This window comes from Vreelandella arctica (genome assembly GCF_037070215.1).
In the GTDB taxonomy this organism is placed as follows: domain Bacteria; phylum Pseudomonadota; class Gammaproteobacteria; order Pseudomonadales; family Halomonadaceae; genus Vreelandella; species Vreelandella arctica.
This window is the reverse complement of the sequence record NZ_JBANSN010000004.1, coordinates 81936-104277: the sequence shown is the minus strand read 5'-3', so window position 1 is coordinate 104277 and position 22342 is coordinate 81936. Positions and strand designations below refer to the sequence as shown.

At 53.0% G+C, this 22342-nt stretch carries 21 protein-coding genes and 4 tRNA genes; 14 read left to right on the top strand and 11 right to left on the bottom strand.

Features of this window, described 5'->3' with window-relative positions; translation table 11 throughout:
- Positions 1-89 precede the first annotated feature (89 nt).
- Complete coding sequence (gene gcvT / locus V8L70_RS04995) at positions 90-1202, top strand: glycine cleavage system aminomethyltransferase GcvT (RefSeq protein ID WP_101147239.1); 1113 nt, start codon at positions 90-92, stop codon at positions 1200-1202.
- An 85-nt stretch (positions 1203-1287) separates the two neighbouring features.
- On the opposite strand, the gene V8L70_RS04990 is transcribed toward gcvT, so the two are convergent.
- The 3 genes from V8L70_RS04990 to V8L70_RS04980 all read right to left on the bottom strand — a co-directional run bounded on the left by V8L70_RS04990 (position 1288) and on the right by V8L70_RS04980 (position 4071).
- Positions 1288-2154, bottom strand: a complete 867-nt coding sequence (locus V8L70_RS04990) for a LysM peptidoglycan-binding domain-containing protein (protein ID WP_101147240.1) — start codon at positions 2152-2154, stop codon at positions 1288-1290.
- 32 nt (positions 2155-2186) lie between these two features.
- Positions 2187-3068: a 1-acylglycerol-3-phosphate O-acyltransferase, YihG family gene (gene yihG / locus V8L70_RS04985; protein ID WP_101147241.1), complete on the bottom strand. Its 882-nt coding sequence runs from the start codon at positions 3066-3068 to the stop codon at positions 2187-2189.
- A 106-nt stretch (positions 3069-3174) separates the two neighbouring features.
- Positions 3175-4071 carry a LysR family transcriptional regulator gene (locus V8L70_RS04980; RefSeq protein WP_101147242.1) on the bottom strand — a complete coding sequence of 299 codons (897 nt, stop codon included), beginning with the start codon at positions 4069-4071 and terminating at the stop codon, positions 3175-3177.
- A gap of 165 nt (positions 4072-4236) precedes the next feature.
- On the opposite strand from V8L70_RS04980, the gene V8L70_RS04975 reads away from it, so the two are divergent.
- Positions 4237-4935 (top strand): CoA transferase subunit A, encoded by a 699-nt coding sequence (locus V8L70_RS04975; protein WP_008958017.1) that lies wholly within the window; start codon positions 4237-4239, stop codon positions 4933-4935.
- A gap of 77 nt (positions 4936-5012) precedes the next feature.
- Positions 5013-5675, top strand: coding sequence for a CoA transferase subunit B (locus tag V8L70_RS04970; RefSeq protein ID WP_101147243.1), 663 nt, complete (start codon positions 5013-5015; stop codon positions 5673-5675).
- Between the two features lie 81 nt (positions 5676-5756).
- Here the strand turns inward: V8L70_RS04970 and V8L70_RS04965 are convergent, their stop codons facing one another.
- Together V8L70_RS04965 and V8L70_RS04960 are read right to left on the bottom strand one after the other, a co-directional pair.
- Positions 5757-6524: a VOC family protein gene (locus tag V8L70_RS04965; protein ID WP_101147244.1), complete on the bottom strand. Its 768-nt coding sequence runs from the start codon at positions 6522-6524 to the stop codon at positions 5757-5759.
- A 139-nt stretch (positions 6525-6663) separates the two neighbouring features.
- Positions 6664-6927, bottom strand: coding sequence for a GrxA family glutaredoxin (locus V8L70_RS04960; protein WP_035558335.1), 264 nt, complete (start codon positions 6925-6927; stop codon positions 6664-6666).
- Positions 6928-7111: 184 nt separating this feature from the next.
- On the opposite strand from V8L70_RS04960, the gene hybE reads away from it, so the two are divergent.
- Both hybE and V8L70_RS04950 read left to right on the top strand, forming a co-directional pair.
- Complete coding sequence (gene hybE, locus V8L70_RS04955) at positions 7112-7531, top strand: [NiFe]-hydrogenase assembly chaperone HybE (protein ID WP_332870663.1); 420 nt, start codon at positions 7112-7114, stop codon at positions 7529-7531.
- A 55-nt stretch (positions 7532-7586) separates the two neighbouring features.
- Entirely contained in the window at positions 7587-8360 is a 774-nt protein-coding gene (locus tag V8L70_RS04950; RefSeq protein WP_101147246.1) for a 3-hydroxybutyrate dehydrogenase, read from the top strand.
- Between the two features lie 70 nt (positions 8361-8430).
- Here the strand turns inward: V8L70_RS04950 and V8L70_RS04945 are convergent, their stop codons facing one another.
- From V8L70_RS04945 to V8L70_RS04935, 3 genes are read right to left on the bottom strand one after another with little or no spacing between them, the layout of a single operon-like run.
- Entirely contained in the window at positions 8431-8970 is a 540-nt protein-coding gene (locus tag V8L70_RS04945; protein WP_101147247.1) for a response regulator transcription factor, read from the bottom strand.
- A gap of 42 nt (positions 8971-9012) precedes the next feature.
- On the bottom strand, positions 9013-10284 hold the full coding sequence (locus V8L70_RS04940) for an ATP-binding protein (protein ID WP_101147248.1): 1272 nt from the start codon (positions 10282-10284) through the stop codon (positions 9013-9015).
- 7 nt (positions 10285-10291) lie between these two features.
- The gene (locus tag V8L70_RS04935; RefSeq protein WP_008958009.1) at positions 10292-10708 is read right to left on the bottom strand and encodes a hypothetical protein; all 417 of its coding nucleotides are present in this window, start codon (positions 10706-10708) and stop codon (positions 10292-10294) included.
- A 192-nt stretch (positions 10709-10900) separates the two neighbouring features.
- On the opposite strand from V8L70_RS04935, the gene pyrC reads away from it, so the two are divergent.
- Complete coding sequence (pyrC, locus tag V8L70_RS04930) at positions 10901-11941, top strand: dihydroorotase (protein WP_101147249.1); 1041 nt, start codon at positions 10901-10903, stop codon at positions 11939-11941.
- A gap of 14 nt (positions 11942-11955) precedes the next feature.
- Here the strand turns inward: pyrC and mtnN are convergent, their stop codons facing one another.
- Both mtnN and folD read right to left on the bottom strand, forming a co-directional pair.
- Complete coding sequence (gene mtnN, locus V8L70_RS04925) at positions 11956-12663, bottom strand: 5'-methylthioadenosine/S-adenosylhomocysteine nucleosidase (RefSeq protein WP_101147286.1); 708 nt, start codon at positions 12661-12663, stop codon at positions 11956-11958.
- A gap of 38 nt (positions 12664-12701) precedes the next feature.
- Positions 12702-13574 carry a bifunctional methylenetetrahydrofolate dehydrogenase/methenyltetrahydrofolate cyclohydrolase FolD gene (folD, locus tag V8L70_RS04920; protein WP_101147250.1) on the bottom strand — a complete coding sequence of 291 codons (873 nt, stop codon included), beginning with the start codon at positions 13572-13574 and terminating at the stop codon, positions 12702-12704.
- 257 nt (positions 13575-13831) lie between these two features.
- Here folD and V8L70_RS04915 point away from each other — a divergent pair.
- The 4 genes from V8L70_RS04915 (at position 13832) to V8L70_RS04900 (ending at position 14340) form a co-directional block, all read left to right on the top strand.
- Positions 13832-13908 (top strand) — tRNA-Pro (locus V8L70_RS04915).
- Positions 13909-13999: 91 nt separating this feature from the next.
- A tRNA-Arg gene (locus V8L70_RS04910) sits at positions 14000-14076 on the top strand.
- Between the two features lie 80 nt (positions 14077-14156).
- A tRNA-His gene (locus V8L70_RS04905) sits at positions 14157-14231 on the top strand.
- 34 nt (positions 14232-14265) lie between these two features.
- Positions 14266-14340 (top strand) — tRNA-His (locus tag V8L70_RS04900).
- Between the two features lie 127 nt (positions 14341-14467).
- Here the strand turns inward: V8L70_RS04900 and amt are convergent.
- Entirely contained in the window at positions 14468-17848 is a 3381-nt protein-coding gene (amt, locus tag V8L70_RS04895) for an ammonium transporter (RefSeq protein ID WP_101147251.1), read from the bottom strand.
- A 324-nt stretch (positions 17849-18172) separates the two neighbouring features.
- Here amt and V8L70_RS04890 point away from each other — a divergent pair, with 324 nt between their 5' ends.
- From V8L70_RS04890 to V8L70_RS04875, 4 genes are all read left to right on the top strand, one after another.
- Complete coding sequence (locus V8L70_RS04890) at positions 18173-19414, top strand: NAD(P)/FAD-dependent oxidoreductase (RefSeq protein WP_101147252.1); 1242 nt, start codon at positions 18173-18175, stop codon at positions 19412-19414.
- Positions 19415-19555: 141 nt separating this feature from the next.
- Positions 19556-19765, top strand: a complete 210-nt coding sequence (locus tag V8L70_RS04885) for a putative motility protein (protein WP_101147253.1) — start codon at positions 19556-19558, stop codon at positions 19763-19765.
- 210 nt (positions 19766-19975) lie between these two features.
- Positions 19976-21565: a peptide chain release factor 3 gene (locus V8L70_RS04880; RefSeq protein ID WP_101147254.1), complete on the top strand. Its 1590-nt coding sequence runs from the start codon at positions 19976-19978 to the stop codon at positions 21563-21565.
- A gap of 7 nt (positions 21566-21572) precedes the next feature.
- On the top strand, positions 21573-22340 hold the full coding sequence (locus tag V8L70_RS04875; RefSeq protein WP_101147255.1) for a TatD family hydrolase: 768 nt from the start codon (positions 21573-21575) through the stop codon (positions 22338-22340).
- The last annotated feature ends 2 nt before the right edge of the window (positions 22341-22342 follow it).

The window sequence follows — 22342 nt, the reverse complement described above, 5'->3', positions numbered from 1 at the left end:
TGATGTATAGCTAAATGGAGTCGGGAAGGCACACAGGTGGCTTCCCGTTCTCTTTTGTGAGTGAAGAATTTCTAAGTGAGGAATCCCCCATGTCTGAATTAAAGCAAACGCCGCTGCATGCGCTGCACCTCCAATTGGGTGCCAAAATGGTGCCTTTTGCTGACTACGAAATGCCTGTGCAGTACCCGCTGGGGGTCAAAAAGGAGCATGAACACACTCGCCAGAAGTGCGGCCTGTTTGACGTCTCTCACATGGGCCAGATTAGTGTGTCTGGCGATAATGTCGCTGAAGCGCTGGAAACATTAATACCCGCTGATTTAGTGGGGCTTGAAAAGGGCGCTCAACGGTATGGGCTATTCACCAGCACTGAAGGTGGCATTATTGATGACCTGATGGTGGTCAATGCAGGCGATCACTTTTATCTCGTAGTGAACGCTGCCTGTAAAGATCAGGATTTAGCGCATTTGCGTTTGAATTTAGCATCAACCCATGAGGTTGAGACATTAGATCGTGGCTTGCTGGCGCTCCAAGGGCCTCAGGCGCGAGATGTGATGCAGCGATTGTGTCCTGAAGCGTGCGAGTTAGTGTTTATGCAGCATGGCCGCTTCACTATTGCGGGGCAGGAAGTGTGGGTGAGCCGCAGTGGCTATACTGGTGAAGATGGCTTTGAAATTTCAGTCGCGGCTGATGCCTGCGAAGCTTTCGCCGAGCGGTTGCTGGCAGAACCTGAAGTAGAGGCTATTGGCTTGGGCGCACGGGATTCATTGCGTCTGGAAGCAGGGTTATGCCTCTACGGGCACGATATGGATATGCAAACGACGCCTGTTGAAGCCGGGCTGATTTGGGCGATTGGTAAACCGCGTCGCCATGGCGGCGAGCGTGCAGGCGGTTTTCCTGGGGCTGACGTTATCCTGCATCAAGTTGATGCCAAAGATCATACCCGCAAGCGCGTCGGTCTGTTAGCCGACGGGCGTGCGCCTGTAAGAGAGGGGGCAACACTGGTAGACGAAGCGGGCAATGAGATTGGGGTGGTGACATCGGGCAGCTTTGGACCGAGCATCGGTAAACCGGTGGCGATGGGTTATGTGACCCGTGAGCTGGAGGCACCGCAAAGCACTGTGTACGCGGTAGTGCGCGGTAAGCAGTTACCCATGGTGGTTACCCCTATGCCGTTTGTAAAACCTGGCTACTATCGCGGCTAACAAGACGGCTGACATTAGCCTAAACCCCACGGCCTCTGTCTAAGCAGGGGCCGCATGGTTTTTAACCAGTGCTTTAACAAGTGCTTTAGCGCAGCACCTGCCTTGGATCGATGGGTTTACCACCCTGGCGCAGATCGAAGAGAAGATCGTAGCGCTGGGTTGCATCACTTTGACCGACCTCGCAAAGCGCATCACCCGCGTTCACCTGCTTGCCTACCTCGACCAATATACGATCACAAAGCGCGTAGACGGTTTGGAGATTGTCGGCATGATGCACGATCACGACCTCACCCAACTGACGCATTCCATCGGCGAAACGTACCTCACCCGGGGCGACAGATTTTGCTTGGGCGCCCGGTTGTGTTGCCAGCAGCATTGGCTGCAGAGTGCCACGGCTATCTGGGCCAAAGCGGCGAACCACACGATAATCATCCAATGGCCAGGGCCAGCGTCTAGCTGAAGCGGGCAGCGCCTGACTGGGTGCACTACTGGGCGCGGCAGCGGGTCGGTTAGGGCTAGGTGAACCACTACTGCTCGCAGCGGTTCGAGGCGCAGAGCCGCCAAGCGGAACGCTAACGACTTGGCCTACTCGTAAGTTAGTGGGCGTGGCGCTAGGGTTGGCGCTCTGAATACGGCCGCTGGTGGTACCAAAATGGCGGGCGACACTCGAAAACGTATCGCCGGGGCGAATTTGGTAACGATAAGGACCGCCGGAGGGCGCGCGCTCTTGCTGAGTGGGGATCAATAACCGTTGGCCTACCTTAAGCCGTCGTGCATTCACGCCTGGGTTAAATCGTTGTAACCGTTCTAGCGGCACATTAGCGCGGGCCGCCATCTGCCCGAGTGTGTCACCGCGCTGTACCTGCACCCAATTGCCACTAATCTGCGTAGCACTAGGGGCCGCCGCACGCTGGTATGACGATTGAGGCGCATTGGCACAGCCGACAAGCATTCCGGCTAATAGGCAGGTGCTTAGCAAACCAATCAGTCGTGATCGGTTTGGCCGTCCAACAAACCATCTTTTGCCCGCCAGAGTGAATTGATCCATGTGTGGAAACGTTCCTTATGCTGCTTTTCGTCGTGGTTATTAGGTGCGTACATCCACTGAGGAATATCTAGTTGCCGTGCGTATAGCGTAATGGGTGCTTCATTACCGCACAAAAAACCCCAAAAAGTGGGGGATGGGTTGGTATAGCTAATGGTTACGTCCAGAATACCATCTAATTGACTGCCTAGCAGGCTAAGTACCTGGGCAACGCCACCTGCTTTGGGGCGCAACAAGTGACGATAAGGGCTTTGCTGGGCATCGCGCTTAGCGACGCTAAAACGCGTGCCTTCGACGAAATTAAAAATCGCAATCGGGGTATTACGTGCCTGTTGGCACATACGCTCGGTAGACGTGCGGTCTATGGTGGCAAGTTTGGGGTTTTTAGCTATTTGTTCACGGCTAAAGCGGCGCATGAAGGGGAATTCGAGTGCCCAAAAAGCCAAGCCAACGATAGGAATCCAGATTAATTGACGTTTGAGGAAAAAACGCGGCATCGGAATACGGCGGTGTAACGCCATGAATAGCATAAAGATATCAGTCCAGCTGCGGTGGTTGGATATTACCAGCCACCACTGATGGGGGCTCAACTGCTCGGGAACGGTGATTGATACGTCAGGCTTAAGCCAATGCCGCATCCACCACAGATTAAAGCCAATCCAGTTGAGTGCCACGGCATTTAAACCCAGCAGCACCTTCTGTTTCAGTCGCTGCCCGGGAGCAATGAGTTTGAGTAGCGTCAACAGAATTAGAGGTACGCCCCAAAATAGCGTGTTGAGCGTTAGCAGCAGAGCGCTGACAAGCCCCTTGAAAATAGGCATACCACGTTTCCTTACCGTCAGACGAATAGCTTAATACTGAATGCTAAATGATCCTAGCCACGCTGCCCAGCAGAACCCCAGTTCGTCTCATCAACTTAGCAGAGGGTTAGTCGAGAGGGAGCGAAGGCGCTTGAACGGTATTAAGCAGTACAGTGCGAAGCGCATGGGCGGCAACGGAAAGCTCTTGGTGTGTCAAAATACCTACACGGCAAGAGATGGCTGGCGCTGTTAGCGGTATGCACCGGGCGCCCAGCTCATGCATTTGTCGAATACACATAGAAGGCACTGCGCTCACCCCTAACCCGTCAGCAACCATTCTTCCGACGGTGGAGAGCTGGTGGCTTTCAAACGCCACAGGCAGTTCCATGTGTTGTTTCCGCAGCTCCTGTTCCAGTAAGCGGCGCACCATAGAAGGGCGCTGCAGCGTAATAAAATCGTGATTGAGAAGGGTCGACCAAGCGAGCTGTGAGGCTTGATTTAGCGAGGAAGTCGGTGGTACCACCGCGACAAAATGATCTTCAAACAGGGGTGTAAACAGCAGGCTGCCCGCGCCTTCCGGTGAGAAAGCGATTCCCATTTCCACCTGCCGAGAGCGCACCATTTCAGTGACTTCTTCATTGATCACGTCGTGGACTGTGATATTGATCTTGGGATATTGCTGGCGAAACTTAACTAACGCTGCGGGTAACAAGTTACAGGCGAAAGCAGGCATGGCGGCGACGCTTAACCGGCCCAGCTGAAGCGTGAAGCGTTGACGCAACCGTTCTTCGGTATTATCCCATTGGGCCAGCAAGTGTTTGGCCAGCGGTAGCAGTGACTCGCCTTCTGGGGTTAGCCTAACGCTACGGGTGCTCCGGATTAACAATTTGCCCCCCAACGACTCTTCTAACCCTTTGATCGCCAAGCTGAGCGCTGGTTGGGATAAATACAGCCGCTCACAGGCCTGAGTAAAGCTAAGCGTTTGGGCGACCGCGAGAAAGGCGCGCAACTGTTTGACGGTCATAAAGTGCCTTTTATAAGTTTTATCAATGAATTGATAAGAAAAACAAACTTAACAAATATATCATCTGGCACAACACTGGCACTATCTTAAGGGGCGGTCTATGTATTATTGACAGCTCATATCAATGACCACTCATATTTAATGACAACAACGTGAGGCACAACAATGGCAGGATTCGATAAGCGAGTATCTTCCTACGAAGAAGCGATGGAAGGCATCGAGAGCGGTATGACCGTCATCGCTGGCGGCTTTGGCCTATGCGGCATTCCCGAAAATCTGATCGCTGAAATCAAGCGTCGCGGCGTTAAAGACCTTACCGTGGTTTCAAATAACTGTGGTGTGGATGGTTTTGGCTTGGGGATACTGCTTGAAGATCGTCAAATCAGTAAAATTCTGGCCTCTTACGTCGGTGAAAACGCGTTATTTGAGAAGCAAATGCTCAACGATGAAATTGAGGTGGTGTTGACGCCTCAAGGCACGTTGGCGGAAAAAATGCGCGCAGGTGGCGCGGGTATCCCTGCTTTTTACACTGCCACCGGCTACGGCACGCCGATTGGCGAAGGCAAGGAAGTGCGTGTCTTCAATGACCGGCACTATATTTTAGAAGAAGCCATTATAGGTGACTTTGCCATTGTGAAAGGCTGGAAAGCGGATCGCTATGGCAATGTGATGTATCGCCATACAGCACAAAATTTTAATCCCATGGCCGCTACTGCAGGAAAAATCACCGTGGTAGAAGTTGAAGAAATTGTGGAGCCGGGTGAGCTTGAGCCTAGCCAGATCCATACGCCAGGCATTTATGTGGATCGGATTATTCAAGGCACGTTTGAAAAGCGCATTGAAAAACGCACGGTGCGCAGTTAAGTCACCGCTTTTCAAAGACTTAAATTTCAAATATCTCACTCGCTTCTCATTTAACGATTCAACAAGAGGTAGTCACCATGGCTTTAACACGAGAACAAATGGCCCAGCGTGTCGCTCGCGAACTTCAAGATGGCTTTTACGTCAATTTGGGCATTGGTATTCCCACCCTGGTTGCCAATTACATTCCAGACGGCATTGATGTCATGCTGCAATCCGAAAACGGACTGCTGGGGATGGGCCGTTACCCCACCGAAGAAGAGCTTGATCCAGATATGATCAATGCGGGTAAAGAGACCGTGACGGCGCGCCCAGGTGCGGCGATTTTCTCTTCAGCTGAGTCCTTTGCCATGATTCGTGGTGGACATGTGGATTTGACCGTGCTGGGCGCCTTTGAGGTTGATCAACAAGGCAATATCGCCTCGTGGATGATCCCCGGCAAGCTTATCAAAGGCATGGGCGGCGCCATGGATCTGGTGGCTGGCGCTGATAATATTATTTGCACCATGACGCATGCCTCTAAACATGGCGAATCCAAACTGCTGGAAAAATGTGAGCTGCCGCTGACGGGGGCTGGTTGTATTAACCGTGTTTTGACCGATCTCGCTTATCTGGAAATCAAAGACGGTGCTTTTATCCTCAAAGAGCGTGCGCCCGGCGTTAGCGTTGAAGAAATCGTCGAAAAAACAGCGGGCAAACTAATCGTGCCAGACCACGTGCCTGAAATGACCTTTGACGCTTAATAAGGCACCCCGTCAGCCTTTAAGCCGAGTGGCATTAAAGATAGTGGGATAGTGAGACACTAACTGAAAAAAGTTAGCGTCTCACGCCATTTCACAGCGTGTGTGATGGGGCAGAAGTACGTCGGCTAGGCGCTCGTGACTATGCTCTACATGTTTTTGGACGAGCGCCAGCCCTCCTAAGCAGAGGCGATGCTCATCGCCATCGGCGAATACGGCTTTCTGCGGTGTCGTTGGGTAAAAACGATGGTCGAGCAGTGCTGACACCGTAAAAACACCGTTCTGCTGCTCTTTCAGGCTCAGCATGCCTACCTCTTGGAGACGTTGATCCAAAACGGCTAACGGTTCGCCAAGCTGACCACAATCAAAGCCCGCGTGGTGCAAGCGGGGTCCCATGACCGCAAGCCATGCGGCTAGCGGATGGGCCTGTTGCAACTGCTGGTAAAGCGCCCAAGAGGGCATTGGCCAGGGTCTGCCGCGGCAAAGTAAATTATGCCCTTTGCAATCCTGGGGATGCGATTGGCGCACCAGTCCTTCAATCGCTTCTCGCGGCGCTTTAGAAAGGGTGCCTATTTGCAATTCGGCAAGCACTAGCCAGCTACTGCCATCGCTGGGGGCTAGTAAATGCACGAGTAGGCCTTTGTCTGCCATGGCGTAGTGGCTAATAGCGCGATAGCCCATGTGGGCTAAATTGCTGCTAAGCGCGGTAGCGGAAAAAGGGCCGTAGTTGAGCGTAACTAAGGTTAAATATTCGGCTGCGGCCGAGAGTGGCCACAGCCTCAATGCCCCAATATCGGGGTGTGTATGTACATAGTCTAGCCACAGCTGCTGAACAAACTCCTGACGCTGCATGGTGAACTCCTTGCCTAAAAGTGGCACACCTCGCGTGGGCCATGAGTAACTGCACAGTATAGGCAAGCAAGGCAGGCATGGGTTCAACGGGTATTAACGAGCGTTTTAACGGCAGCGCAGTGGCAATCGCCAATTACTATTAAACGGCGAGGAGCTGTTTGTCGCGGACAAACTGATCAAACTCGGTAAAGCCACCGACATGGGTTTGATCAACAAACACTTGCGGTACGGTGTGAATGGGTTTGCCAGCGGTCTTGGCGATATCTTCTTTAGTAACGCCTTCAGAAGGCATATCAACATAGCGGTACCCTTCAATTTTTCCGGCTTTTTCCAAGTGATCCGCAAGGTGTTTAGCGCGTACACAGAAGGGGCAGGACATCCGACCAAAAATAACCACAAACATAGGTGGCGCTCCTTTACGATAAGCAGAATAAGTTACAAAGTGGAACGTAACCGAGTGAAAAGTCTTTGCGGCACGATAATCTGCGCCCATTGTGGCTTAGCAACACTTATTTCGCCAATAGCAGCTCGCTACATTGCCCATTAATGCCTGTTATCACCTGGAAAAAATTCACACGTTTATGTATATGCTGACTGCTGACGAATACGCCTCTCTTGCTGAACTGGCGAAGGCCTATCGAGATGTGCATTTACCTTCCATGAAACAACAGGAGGGATGGAACCCACGGTTAGGGGTTGATGCGCTATGCTTTCAGCATCATGGTGCTGGAAACATGGTGGGTGCGTTGATTACACCCTGTGAGCTTTGGCTGGTCGTGGTGCCTGATCACCCCCGTCTCACGGAACCTTTGGTAGATTCGCTGACGCTTACCTTGCCTTCAGGCGCCTATCAGCTATTTCTTGAGCGCCTGCCAGGTGGATATGGGCTCTATAAGCGCGCAATCTTGCGCAATTTAGAAGAACTCGAGAACATGCAGGAGGCTGCTAGGTTGGCGCAGCAAATGATGGCGCGTTTAATGCAACCTGCCGATGAGTCTGACGCTTAACCACGTACCGCTATACTGAAAACACCTTCTGACCACTTATGCCAAGGAAATGCCTATGACTTCCTCATCAGTTTCAACGCCGCGTGTAGCGCTGGTCACCGGGACCAGCAGTGGTATCGGTGCTGCGGTTGTTAAGCACTTTTGCGAGCTAGGCTATCAAGTGCTTGCTGTCGATTTTAACCCGGCGGGAAAAGCGATTGCTGAACAGGCTGGCGCTGCCTTTTTTGAAGCCGACCTGACCGACCCAGATGCCTGCCGTGCGGCGGTAGCCGATGCGGTTAAGCGTTTTGGCGGGGTTGATATATTGGTCAATAACGCCGGTATCCAGCATGTTGCGTCGATCGAGACGTTTCCCGAGGAAAAGTGGCGGCAGATTATGGATCTGATGCTGACCGCTCCCTTTCTGCTCACGCAAGCGGCCTGGCCGCACATGCGCGAAAAAGGCTGGGGGCGCATCGTTAACGTGGCTTCAATACATGCCCAGGTGGCCTCGCCCGGCAAAGCAGCTTACATCAGCGCCAAGCACGGGATGATTGGTCTGACTAAAACCGCAGCGTTGGAAGGTGGCGAGCAAGGGATTACCGCTAACGCTGTTTGCCCTGCCTATGTAAAAACGCCACTGGTGGATAATCAGATCGCCGACCAAGCTAAATTGCACGGTATGGATGAACAGGAAGTGATTGAGAAAGTCATGCTCAAAGAGGCGGCGATCAAACGCCTGATCGAGCCTGAGGAAGTGGCGCAATTAGTCGCCTACTTGGCGTCCGATGCTGCCGGTGCAGTGACCGGATCAAGCTTTAATATTGATCTAGGCTGGACGGCGCATTAAGCGTTGAGGCCCCCGCCTAAACGCTTAAGTGGGGACGGGGGGTTGAGCTGGCGAGCAGTTAGCCAACAATCTAACGCCGCACTGGGCGTTTTTGTAATTTGCGCTGCAGGGTACGGCGGTGCATGCCCAGTGCTCGGGCGGTGGCCGATATATTGCCGTCGTGCTCCTGGAGTACCTTCTGAATATGCTCCCAGGTGATGCGGTTAATCGAAGGTGGGTTATCAGCCAACTCAATATCAGGGTCGCCACTTTGGCGCTCAAAGGCCGTGAGGACGTCGTCTGCATCTACCGGCTTGCAGAGATAATTAACTGCACCAAGCTTAATGGCCTCAACGGCAGTTGCAATGCTGGAGTAGCCTGTCAGCACCACAATGCGACACTGGGGCGAAATGGCCAGTAGCTCGGGAAGCAGCTTTAAGCCCGAACTATTTTCCAGTTTTAGATCAAGGGTCGCCATCGTGGGTAAGTACTGGGCGGCCATTGCCAGGGCCTGATCGGCATCATGGGCAACAATGACTTCGTAACCACGCCGCGTTAAAGCGCGATTTAGCACATGACAAAACATTTCATCGTCATCAACAATCAGCAGGCGTTGGTCTCGCGTTTGCATGTTGTCCTCAATCCATAAAAGGCGATGCTTGGGCAGCCGGGTTTAATGCGGTGCCGCGCAGCGGGGCAGTGTAACTTCCGTTAGCGTACCCCCTTCCGGGTGATTATACAGGCTTACCCCGCCTCCAAAGCGATTGATAGTGGCATGGGTTAAAAACAAACCAATACCCATGCCTTTGCTTTTTGTGGAGATAAACGTTTCCCCTAGCTGGTCGGCAATCGACATGGCCACCCCTGGGCCATGGTCGCGTATATCAATGACCACATTTTCATCCTGCCAATCTAAACGAATCGAAATTTGCTCAGGGTTGGCGTCGGCGGCGTTGTTCAAAAGATTCGTTAACGCTTGGTCAAGCGTGGCATCAACCGCAAGCCATGGCCTGCTACGCTTCTCAGCCACCTCGAACTGATGGCTCACATCAGGCCTTAGCACTAGCCAGCGCTGCACAACGCCTGCTAGCCAAACTTCTGCATCAAGTACTTCAGGCTCTGCCATTCGGCGCCTATCCGCATTAGAGACTAAGTTTTGCAGCCGTGATTTGCAGACGTCCACCTGCTGACGCAGGAGGGTGATGTCCTCATGCAGTTCAGACTCAGGTAGCGCGTCGGCCTGCATTTCTTTGAGTAGTACCGCCATGGTAGAGAGCGGCGTTCCCAATTCATGCGCTGTGCCGGCGGCTTGAGTGGCGACTGCCAATACCTGTTCATTACGCAACGCGGCTTCCCGGGTGCGGGAAAGTGCCTGGTCCCGGCTACGCAATGCGTGGGCCATTTTGTAGATAAAAAAGGTCACCAAACCCGCTGAGAGGCCAAAGTTAAGCCACATACCCAATATGTGCAGGCTCAAGGGGCTGTCGCTATTAATATGACCCAATTGCGGGATTGGGTAGTAAGAGAACATTAAAGAGGTATACCCCGCCATAGCGCAGGCTGCAATGATCCAGGCGTGGCGCCAGGGCAGGGTGGCGGCGGCAATAGTAACCGGGACTAAGTAGTAGGTAATAAAAGGGTTGGTGGAGCCCCCGGAAAAGTAAAACAGCAGTGTAAGGCCTGCAATATCGGCCAGTAGGTGCAGTAGATACTCCAGGTGGGTAACGGCCCGTGGACGACCCAATCGCCACCAAGTGGCGATATTCAGTATGCCCATGGCTATCACCACGCTTACCACAGCAGTCACTGGTAAATCGAAGGCGAGCAATTCGACACCCACAATAATTGCCAGTAAAAAACCGGTCCAGGTAATACCGCGCACGATAGTGAGCCGCACTAAATTACGGTTGGGCGTAGAGAGCGGAAGTGGTAGAGCCGTTGGCATGATGAGCTTACTTAGTCCTGGTTTTTAGGCCATGAATAACAAACTTAATAAACAACGTCATGACGTAGGTGGCCCAGCCAGCAGAGGCCAGGATATTAAATAGCAGCATTTTCGGCGGCAACCAGGCGCTGCCTAAAAGGGCTTCCAGCATGATGTGGAAGAACATCGCCAGCAGCAGTGGCAGGGCTAAAATATGTATCCACATATCGGTTCGGCGTTTGCGAATATGGTAACGACCCAACAAATAACGCAGCGGGCGATGCGCCCAACAGAACACCACGAGAGCACCAATCACTAACAAACTGGCGAGGGTAGGTTCCGTGCTGCCCATATGGACAGACAGCGAAATTGACCAAGCCAGGCTTAGCCATAACACGCCCTCCAGGCTGGCAATGACATCCGCATAACGCCGCACATTCTGCATAAACAATCGGGCCCTTAACGTTAACCGCGAGCTATCAACCCTAGTCGTTAAGACGGGTTCATTAAGAAAAGTGCCGCCATGATACGACACTTGGGCAAATGTGTGGTGCTCGAAGAGTGGATTTATCCAATCGCGCAATTGCGTATACTGTCGCTATCATTTTTCCGACATCACTCCAGTACAGGACTCGCCGTGGACACTGTAACACTGACCCGCCCCGATGATTGGCATCTTCATTTACGCGATGGTGAAGCGCTAAAGGCGGTGGTAGGCCATACCGCCGCACAGATGGGGCGGGCCATCATTATGCCTAATCTAACCCCGCCGATCACCACAACCTCCCAGGCGATTGATTATCGTCAACGTATCCTAGACGCCTTACCCGCGGGCAGTGCTTTTGAGCCCTTAATGGTGCTTTACCTTACCGATACCACGCCCCCCGAAGAGATTGAACGCGCAGCGCGGAGCGGCATCGTCAAAGCGGTCAAGCTTTACCCAGCGGGTGCCACTACAAATTCTGACTCAGGTGTGACCGACTTAGCCCATTGTGATGCCACTATTGCCAAGATGGTTGAAGTAGGCATACCCCTGTTAGTACATGGCGAGGTCACTACCGCTGAGATTGATATTTTTGATCGCGAAGCGGTATTTATTGAAAACGTGATGAAGCCGTTACTGGAGCGCCACCCCACGCTGAAAGTGGTGTTTGAGCATATCACTACTCAGCAGGCCGCAGAGTTTGTCGCGCAAGCGCCGGACAATGTGGCTGCAACGATTACGGCCCATCACTTACTGTTCAATCGCAATAAAATGTTGGTCGGTGGTATTCGCCCTCATTACTACTGCTTGCCGATTCTCAAGCGTGAGCAGCATCGTCAGGCGCTTTTGAAAGCAGCCACCAGCGGTAGCCATAAGTTCTTTTTGGGCACCGATAGCGCGCCTCACTCTCAGGGTGCTAAAGAGTCAAGCTGCGGCTGTGCGGGTGCTTATACCGCCCCCGCCGCCATTGAACTTTACGCTACTGCTTTCGATGAAATGAATGCCTTGGATAAACTGGAAGCCTTTGCCAGCCTTAACGGGCCGCGCTTTTATGGCCTGACGCCTAACGCTGACACCATGACGCTAGAACGACGCGAATGGCGACTGCCAGAGAGCTACTCCTATGCCCAAGGCGAGGCGATTATTCCGCTATTGGCGGGCGAAACGCTTGGATGGGCCATTAAGAAGGCGTAGCCCTGAGGTACCAGCTAGCCTTGGCTAAGCTGCTTCAGCATTTGATCTACCATGCGCGATGAGTGGTCGGCAGCTACTTCCAAAAACTCATCAAAAGAGAGGTGGTTGTCGCCGCTGCCGGGAATGTCAGAGAGCGCGCGAATCACGACGAAAGGGCACTGATAGAGATAGCATGTCTGAGCAATCGCAGCGCCTTCCATCTCGACCGCCAGCATGGTGGGAAACTGGGCGCGGGTTGCTTCTACGCGCGCGGGATCGGCCATGAAAGCGTCTCCCGTGGCGATCAGTCCTTCGCGTACGTTGGCCTCACCTAATGATGCAATGGCGTTACGGGCAATGTCTCGTAGCGCCGTATCGGCCTGATAGGCGGCGGGCATCCCAGGTACTTGGCCCATCTCATAGCCAAATACGACGGCGTCAACATCATGATGGCGTACTTCATCAGAGATGATCACATCGCCAATCTTTAAATCGGTGGCAAATCCACCCGCCGAACCGGTATTAATAATGGCGTCGGGTTGGTGGCGCTCCAATAAAATAGCGGTGCCCACTGCCGCGTTGACTTTGCCAATCCCTGACTGCAAGACAATGACCTCAAGGCCGTAACGCGTGCCAGTATGAAAAACAAAGCCCGCATGCTCATAGCGTTCTGCATTATCTAACTGAGCTACCAAGGTGCTTACTTCCTGCGCCATTGCGCCAATAATACCAATACGTTGCACTGCGCCATGCTCCTGCATAAAAAAGGGGGGTATATGAATCAGGCGTGATCCTGGGGCGTCAAATCGTGCCATTCGGCGGCTTCAAGCGTATTTTCGAGCAGCGTTGCGACGGTCATGGGTCCCACGCCGCCCGGAACCGGGGTGATAAAGCTGGCGCGTTCAGCGGCGGCGGCGAAATCAAGGTCGCCTTTTAGCGTGCCATCTTCCTGGCGATTAATACCTACATCAATCACAACAGCCCCTGGCTTAATCCATTCCCCTTTAACGATGCCTGGCTTGCCGACGGCTACCACCACAATGTCAGCGCGGCTAACGTGGTCTTTAAGGTTCTGGGTAAAACGGTGGCATACGGTAGTGGTACAGCCCGCCAGCATCAGTTCAAGCGCCATAGGGCGGCCGACAATGTTAGAAGCGCCGACCACGGTGGCATCCAGGCCACGTAGCGCGATATCGCTTTGCGCCAGTAAGGTCATGATGCCTTTAGGGGTGCAAGGGCGTAGCGCAGGCATGCGCTGTGCTAAGCGACCAATGTTGTAAGGGTGAAAGCCATCAACATCTTTATCAGGACGAATACGCTCTAAAATAGGGCCGGCATCTAAGTGCTTGGGTAGTGGCAGTTGAACCAGTATGCCGTCTACGGCCGGGTCGCTGTTGAGCTGATCAACCAGCGTTTCTAAGTCATGCTGAGAGGTCGCAGTGGGCAGAGTATGCTGGAAGGAAAGAATGCCTGCCTGTTCACAGGCGCGGTGCTTATTACTGACGTAAACGTGAGAGGCGGGATCATCTCCTACCACAACTACGGCTAGGCCCGGTGCTCGTGCGCCTGCATCTTTACGTGCGGCAACCTTCTCGGCAACCTGTTGGCGAACAGTAGCAGCGATGGCTTTGCCATCGATTAGTTGGGCAGTCATGTAGAGAAATCCCTGTGGACGTGGAAAAGGGCTAGGCGGTGTCTCGAAGCCTTTTGACGTAATGGCTTTTAAGGCAGTACCTAGTGCTGCTAGCGCAGTTGGCTACGCTTTCTAAGGCGGCAATTTTCGCACGCTAGGGCACCCAGGCAAAGCGCCTTCACGAACAATCACTTTAATGGTTGACTTTAAAATTAAAAATAGTAATATATGCCTCGCTTGAGACGGACCAAGCGGTAGCGTCTAGGGTGATGAAAAATCGGGATGTAGCGCAGTCTGGTAGCGCGCCTGCTTTGGGAGCAGGATGTCGGGGGTTCGAATCCCTCCATCCCGACCACACCTAAACGTGAAAGGTAGTAGCTTGCTTTTTCAAGCTTTGGTTGTGGTCTAGTGCTCATCAGTATTCGTTATTTCTGAATGCTTTTTGTGCGCCCATAGCTCAACCGGATAGAGCAACGGCCTTCTAAGCCGTAGGTTGCGGGTTCGATTCCTGCTGGGCGTGCCACCTAATTTCAGTGGTAACAACCCGTCAGAGAATCATATCTTCAAGTGTGTAATACCTGTTTTTACGTAAGATTGTCTATGGTGGGTGTAGCTCAGGGGTAGAGCCCCGGATTGTGACTCCGGTGGTCGTGGGTTCAAATCCCATCATCCACCCCAGTGACAATATTTGCGTTTCCAGTTTTAGGTTGTGGTGGGTGTAGCTCAGTGGTAGAGCCCCGGATTGTGACTCCGGTGGTCGTGGGTTCAAGTCCCATCATCCACCCCATTACCCCGCATACTTCCTTCTTGTTATTTCCTCTTTTTTAGCGTTTACCTCCCAGCGATTATGCCCTTTTTAGGGATTTTTTCGTTTCTGAATTTTATATCGCTACGTTCTTGTTAACACGTTCCTGCTAGCGCGGCATTACTTTAATGCGATTGCCGACCATGTTGGTAAGCGGTTCAGGCATGCCGAGTAAATATCCTTGTGCATAGTCAATTCCCATCTGATGTAACGTATCCAATGTTGCCTGGGTTTCAACAAACTCAGCAATGGTCTTAACGCCCAGTGCTTTACCGACGGCATGAATCGCCTCAACCATTGCTCTATCAATCGGATCTTGATGCACATTGCGGATAAAATTACCGTCAATTTTTAGATAATCGACGGGTAGCTGCTTCAAGTAGCTGAAAGAGGAAAGCCCGGTGCCAAAATCATCCAATGCAAACCGGCAGCCGTAGCCTTTCAGGGTATGAATCAATGTTTTGACACGTGAGAGCTGTGCGATCGCGGTGCTTTCAGTGATTTCAAAACAGAGTGTGCCGTGAGGCAGATAGGCAGTGGACACCTGAGCAATAAGATCCTGACAAAATTCAGCGTCAGAAAGCGATGCCCCGGATAGATTGATGCCCCATAGGCTATGCGCTGACGGAACAGAGTGGCGGTTTTGATCCCCTAGCCAGGCCAGAGTATTGCGAATTACCCAACGATCAATGCGTCCCATAAAGTGGTAGCGCTCAGCGGCAGGTAAAAAACTTCCTGGGGCGATGAGTTCACCATGCTCTTCGAGCCGAAGTAATATCTCACGGTAGGCGGGGGCGTCAGCACAAATGGCTTTGATCGGTTGAGCAAAAAGGCGAAAAGCATCATTGTCCAGGCCATTTTGCAAGCGCTGAACCCACTGTAGCTCACCGTGCTTTTCCAATAAAAAATGATCATCAGGCTGATAGCAGTGGATACGATTGCGGCCTGCCTCTTTGGCGGCGTAGCACGCCGCATCAGAGGCGTGGAGTGCTTGGCTAAGCTGCATAGGCTGAGCAGCATGGAGTTCTACCAAGCCAATACTGACCCCAATCCCAAACGTATGCTCTTGCCAGGCAAAACGATAATTCTCTATATCGCTGCGTAGTGCCTCGGTAATCACTAGTGCTCTTTCTATCCCGCAATCTGGTAGCAGTAGGGCGAACTCATCGCCACCGAGACGCGCGGCAATATCGCTGCTGCGTACATGGGATTTCAGCTTTAATGATACTTGGCGCAACAGTTCGTCACCCGCAAGATGACCGCAGGTATCATTGACGATTTTGAACTGATCAAGATCCAGGTAGCACATCACGTGCTGGCCATCCTCCCGATTGAGAAGCGCTGTAAGTGCTGTTTCAAAGGCGCGCCGATTCAACAGGTCGGTTAGGTTGTCGTGGCTGACCTGATAGCTCAACTGTTCAGTAAGCTGGCGTGTGAGGCTAACATCTTGAAAAACCACAACAGCGCCCAGGGTAATGCCGCTGCGTGAACGAATGGGTGAGGCGCTGTGCTGGATGGGGGTATGCGTGCCGTCATGGTGGACGAGCATGCAATGTTCGGTTGATTGCACTGGCGTTAGCTGTGTCAGTACTTGCCGGGCTGGATTACTTATGGAGTCGCCGCTGATTTCCTCAAGTAGTTGGTAAACCACATGAATAGGTTTATCCATGGCCTCTTCAAGGGTCCAGCCGGTCAGTCGCTTGGCTTCCGCATTGATAAACGTGACATTGCCGCTGGCATCACAGGTAATTACGCCATCTCCGATGGAGGCTAGAGTGGTGCGAGCAAGATCACGTTCGCGATTTAACTGCTCTTGAAGCTGTCTGCGCTCGGTGATGTCGCGCACCATGCCAGAGCGCTCTGATGCGGAGCCGCTGGCGCCTTCGCTCACCTGTATTTCGAGATAACGCACTCGCTTATCGGCTGTACGTCGTTTGATTTCATGGCGTGCACCGGGTGTCAGCTTGAAGTTCGGTAGCAGCGTGGAAACGGGTTGGCCGATGAGAGTGGCGGCGTCGACATTAAAGAGCATCTCAGCGCCGGGGTTAAGGCTTGTCAGCGAGCCGTCTGCTTGCCAGGTGATTACTCCATCGCGCAGGTTACGCAGCATCACGCGGGTGTGGCCGAGGGCGGTTTCAAGGGCCGCTGTTACCCGATTATAGCTGGCCGCTATTTCGCCCACTTCAGTAAACGGGTCGGCTTCAATTCGCCGGCGAATATCGCCTTGCTGTTCGTGCTGGCGCATATGTTCGAGTAGCTGGTTCAGCTCATTATTGGCGCCATGCTCGGCTAAATTAAGACCCATTTTTTCAGCTTCAGGCGAGACCCTTAAGGGCAGAAAGCGACGAGTGATACGAAATAGCAGCCATGCGCTGCCAAAGCTCCAGATGCCACAAACGACAACACCAAGAAGCTGAATGCCGAATTGAGCGGGTCGGGACAGGCCACTATCCAGCATTGTCATATCCGCCACCCAGGGTAGTGCGAGTGTGCCCCAAATGCCTGATACTAAATGGGCAGGTATGGCGCATACGGCGTCATCAATACGCTTACTCAGCAGCCATTCGCTGGTCAGTACCATTAGCACGCCGCTAACCGCCCCCAAGCCAAATGCTGCTGGGAGCGAGATCACATGCGCACTGGCGGTGACGGCGACTAGACCAGCAATGGCGCCATTAATTGCGTACATCACATCGGCGTAACGACGTGTGCGCATTCCCATGAGCATGCCGGAAAGGATGCCGCCAACGGCTCCAAGCACGGTATTAGCCAATATGCCGGGTATCTGGTCAGTAACAGCCAAGGTGCTACCGCCGTTAAAGCCGAACCAGCCTAATATCATAAACAGCGCGCCAAGCATCGCGAGTGGAAGGTTGCCAGAGGGAAAAGCGGTAGGAGGCTTGTCGTGTGCGAAACGACCACTGCGGGGGCCGATGCAGAGTACTGCTGCCAGCGCTACCCAGCCACCTACACTGTGAACCACTGTGGAGCCGGCAAAATCAACAAACCCTAGAGCCCCTAACCAGCCTGCGGCACCACCTAGTAGCCCGCCCCAAGCCCAGTGGCCGAATACGGGGTAGATGATTAACGCGATCCAGAGCGCCGTCCAGATATATGCCAGAAAGGGCATGCGTTCCGCCACCGCACCCGACACAATGGTCGCGGCGGTCGCGCAGAACATTGCCTGGAAGATGAATACCGTAATCACCCAGCTGCCCGAAGCGTCTAACTGCCAGCCGAATAACGTTGTACCTACAACACCGCCCAACGAATCACCAAACATGATGCCGAATCCGATGAGCCAAAAAACACTGACGGCAATCGCAAAGTCCGCTACGTTTTTCATAGCAACATTAATCGCGTTCTTGGTACGCGTTGTGCCAGCCTCTAAGCATAGAAAACCAGCTTGCATCACAAATACCAGAGCGGCTGCCCAGAGTACCCAGAGCGTATCGATCAGCGAGCTATCCAGATTTAGCGTGGCAGGCATGGTGTTTTCCTTTGTCACTAGTACGAGGGCATCTTTTGGTGCGAGCGCTTCTTTTTGGTGCTTTATGTGTTTTTCGCAGAGGAGGAGAGGCCGTTACGACGTCGTCAATTGCATACCGTTCAGGTTACCTAATAGAAACTAAGCAATTGTTATGCCGCTAATAGTGTTGTCTTCCTTTTTAGCTCGCTATGGAGCATTAATTACTTATTTTTGGCTCTAAAACAGCGTTTTCTACTATATTAATGCAGTTGGTTTGGTGATATTTTTCAAATAGTTATTAATTACCAATCATGGTGCTGAATCGACAGCGGGGAGTGCATCAACATGGCGCGTCAAACGGTAGTTTTAGGAGCAGGGATGGTAGGTGTCAGCATTGCCTGGCATCTGCGTCAGCGCGGTCATGAGGTCACCGTGGTAGACCGCCTCCAGCCTGGTCGAGAAACCTCGTTTGGCAATGCAGGCATTATTCAGCGTGAAGCCGTTAGGCCTTACCCATTTCCACGGGATGTTAAAACGCTCTTGAGCGTATTGCCTAATCGCCGGGTTGATATTCGCTATCGTCCTGCGGGCATGGTGAATGCCGCTTCTCCGCTGTTGCGCTACTGGATGAATTCAGCGCCGAAGGCTTACCAGAAAATCGTGCCGGAATATGCATCTTTGATTCAGCAGTCACTGAAGACTCATGGCCCGATGATTGAGGCTGCCGGAGCGGAACACTTAGTGCGCAGGCAGGGATGGCTTGAGCTTTACCGTACCCCTGAAAAGTTGGCCGCACGGTTAAAAGATGCCGAAGAGGCGCGCCGTCTTTATGGTGTTCAATTTGAGCAACTGGATCGGGCTGCGCTGATGGAGAAAGAGCCTTCTCTTAGCGAACATATTATTGGCGCAATTCACTGGCTCGACCCTTGGACCGTGGCCGACCCCGGTGCGCTGGTCGCGGCTTATGCCCAAGCATTCAGCAATGATGGCGGGCGCATTCTGCAGGCGGATATCACCTCGGTTCAGCAGGTGGGTGGCCGGTGGCAGGTAAGTACTGCCGCTGAAACGTTAGAAGCAGACGACGTCGTGGTGGCGCTAGGGCCTTGGGCGGGTAGCTGGCTGAAGGAGCTTGGCTACCATTTCCCTACCTTTGTGAAGCGTGGCTATCACATGCACTACGCCCCACAAGCAGAGGCCAAGCTAAATTACTGGGTCATGGATGCTGAAATTGGCTACCTGCTGGCGCCGATGAATGCGGGTATCCGCTTGACCACCGGGGCAGAGTTAGACCGCCTTGATGCCCCCGCCGACGTTAACCAACTGGGCGCGGCAGAGAAAGTGGCGCGCAGTGTGTTTCCGTTAGGGGAGCGCCGCGATGAAGCCCCTTGGAAAGGTGCGCGGCCGTGCCTGCCCGATATGAAGCCAGTGATTGGCCCAGCGCCACGCCACCCAGGTTTATGGCTCGCCTTTGGGCATGGGCATCAAGGGTTTACTCTTGGTCCTGCAACGGGTCATTTGCTGGCAGATATGATGGAAGGGCAGCCTACCGCAATTGATATGAAGCCGTTTCGCGCTGACAGGTTTTGAACGGGCGCTATATTCGTTAATGATTCGGCGAGTTAAGCCGATAGTAGTAGATGCTGGCATTAGTAATAGTGACGATATCTTTGCGCGTGATCTAATGCTTTGCTAGTTTGTAAGTACATTTGCATACCATTAGGTGAAAATATGGATGTAGGCATCAGCAGTTCAGTCAGTGCCTCGCTTTATATGAATCAGGCGCAAACAGCCGAACAGGCGCAGATGCAGGTGTTCAAAGAAGCCTTGGACACCCAGGCTGAGCAGGTGACGGAAGTTTTAGCCTCTGCCAACACCGGTGCACAACCGGACTTGGCCAAAGAAGGCAGCGTCGGTACTCAGGTGAACACCTACGCATAACGCCTAGAAGCAGCATCTCGTTGCATGCTTCGTTAAAAACGCTGAATTCGTCAGCGTTTTTTTTGGCCTCTCCAATTGCTTAGTCACTCATAAAGCCAGCCGCGACAAAAGCGGTCTCCAGGCGTTACAATTGTCTCAATGGACATTGCTCACCGCGTGCTAATCAATCACTGGAAAGCGGCGCGGAGTAAACATTTTCAAAGAGGCACAATGAAAGAGACTCAGTTAGCCCATGAGGCGGGGCTTAGACGCACCTTTGCGATCATTTCGCACCCTGACGCTGGTAAAACCACCATTACTGAAAAGATGCTGCTGTTTGGCAACGCCATCCAGTTGGCCGGTTCGGTCAAGAGCAAGCGTAACGATCGGCACGCAACGTCGGATTGGATGAAAATGGAGCAGGAGCGGGGTATCTCTGTCACTACCTCGGTAATGCAGTTCCCCTATGGCGGGCGCATCGTCAACCTGCTGGATACACCTGGCCACGAAGACTTCTCCGAAGATACCTACCGTACGCTTACAGCGGTAGACTCTGCCTTGATGGTGATCGACGGCGCAAAGGGCGTCGAGGATCGTACTATCAAGTTGATGGAGGTATGTCGTCTGCGTACAACGCCGATTCTGACCTTTATCAATAAAATGGATCGTGATATCCGTGACCCCATTGAAGTAATGGATGAGGTCGAAACGGTACTCAATATTCAATGTGCGCCGATGACCTGGCCGATTGGCATGGGGCGTCACTTTAAGGGCGTTTATCACCTCTATAACGATGTGGTTCACCTCTACACCCAGGGGCAGGGTAGCCGAATCCCTGAAGACAAGCGTATTGAGGGCCTGGATAATCCCGAGGTCGATGCTGTGCTCGGGGAAGAGCAGGCGGAAGAGCTGCGCATGGAAGTGGAGCTGGTGCGCGGTGCATCCCATGAGTTTGATCTGGACGCCTATCGCCGTGGTGAGCTTTCGCCGGTCTATTTCGGTACTGCAATGGGTAACTTCGGCGTGCGCGAAATGCTAGACGGCTTTGTCGAATACGCGCCGCCGCCCCAGGCCCATGAAACCGATACCCGGGTCGTCACTTCTGATGATGATCGCTTCACCGGTTTTGTGTTTAAAATCCAGGCCAACATGGATCCCAATCATCGCGATCGTATCGCCTTTTTGCGGGTCTGCTCAGGCAAGTACGAAAAGAACATGAAAATGCGCCATGTGCGTATTGGCAAAGACGTCAAAATTGCCGATGCGTTGACGTTTATGGCCTCTGACCGCTCGCAGGTCGAAGAAGCGTGGCCCGGCGACATTATCGGCCTGCACAACCACGGTACCATTCAGATCGGCGATACTTTTACCGTCGGTGAAGATATGCGCTTTACCGGTATACCGCACTTTGCGCCAGAACTCTTTAAGCGCGTGCGGTTAAAAGACCCGCTCAAGATGAAGGCGTTGCAAAAAGGCTTGCAGCAACTTTCTGAAGAGGGTGCTACCCAGGTCTTTATGCCGATGGACAATAATGACCTGATTCTTGGCGCCGTGGGTACCCTGCAGTTCGATGTGGTCGCTCATCGCCTGAAAGAGGAGTATAAGGTCGACTGCTTGTACGAAGGCGTCAATGTGCAGACTGCCCGCTGGGTCTACTGTGAGGATGCTAAAAAACTCGAAGAGTTTAAGCGTAAAGCCAGCGCTAATCTGGCGATTGATGGCGGTGGCTATCTCACTTATATCGCGCCGACTCGGGTTAACCTGCAGATGACCCAGGAGCGCTGGCCGGACATTCGCTTCCAACCCACCCGCGAACACTAAGTTTTGTATGTTAATCGACGCGCACTGCCATCTCGACTTTTCTGAGTTCGATCATGATCGCACTGAGGTGTTTGAGGCTGCCAAGGCGGTGGGTGTGGCGCGCTTTGTGGTGCCGGGTACAACCCGGGCCCGCTGGCAACAGGTGCTGGCGCTGGGCGAGCGGGATGACACCTCGGTTTGTCTGGGGCTTCATCCGCACTTTATGCAACAGCATCAAGAGGCCGACATCGAGGCGCTCGACCAATCGCTGAGCGAGCACCCTGAGGCCGTTGCGTTGGGCGAGTGTGGCATTGATGGCCGCTTTAGCGACACGCTGGACGCGCAGTGGCATTACTTTGATGCTCAATTGAGGCTCGCTAAGCACCACTCACTGCCGGTAGTGGTGCACTGCGTCCATGCTAACGATAAGGTCGCCAAGCGACTTCGCCAACTTGCGCTACCTCAAGCTGGGTTAATTCACGCTTTCTCAGGCTCTATTGAGCAGGCGACGAAGTTTCTCGATTTAGGTTTCAAACTGGGATTGGGCGGCGCGGTAACTTATGAGCGTGCCAAACGGTTGCAGCGAACCGTTAAGGCACTGCCGGATGACGCTTTTGTGCTTGAAACCGACAGCCCTGATATGCCGCTAAGCGGCTACCAGGGCAAGCGTAATGAACCGTGCCGGGTAGCGGAAGTATGTAGTGTGGTGGCTGCCCTACGCGGGCAAACGGCGGAACAGGTAGCGACCATAAGCAGCCATAACGCCACGACGCTGTTTGGCTTACCTCACGCTTAGAA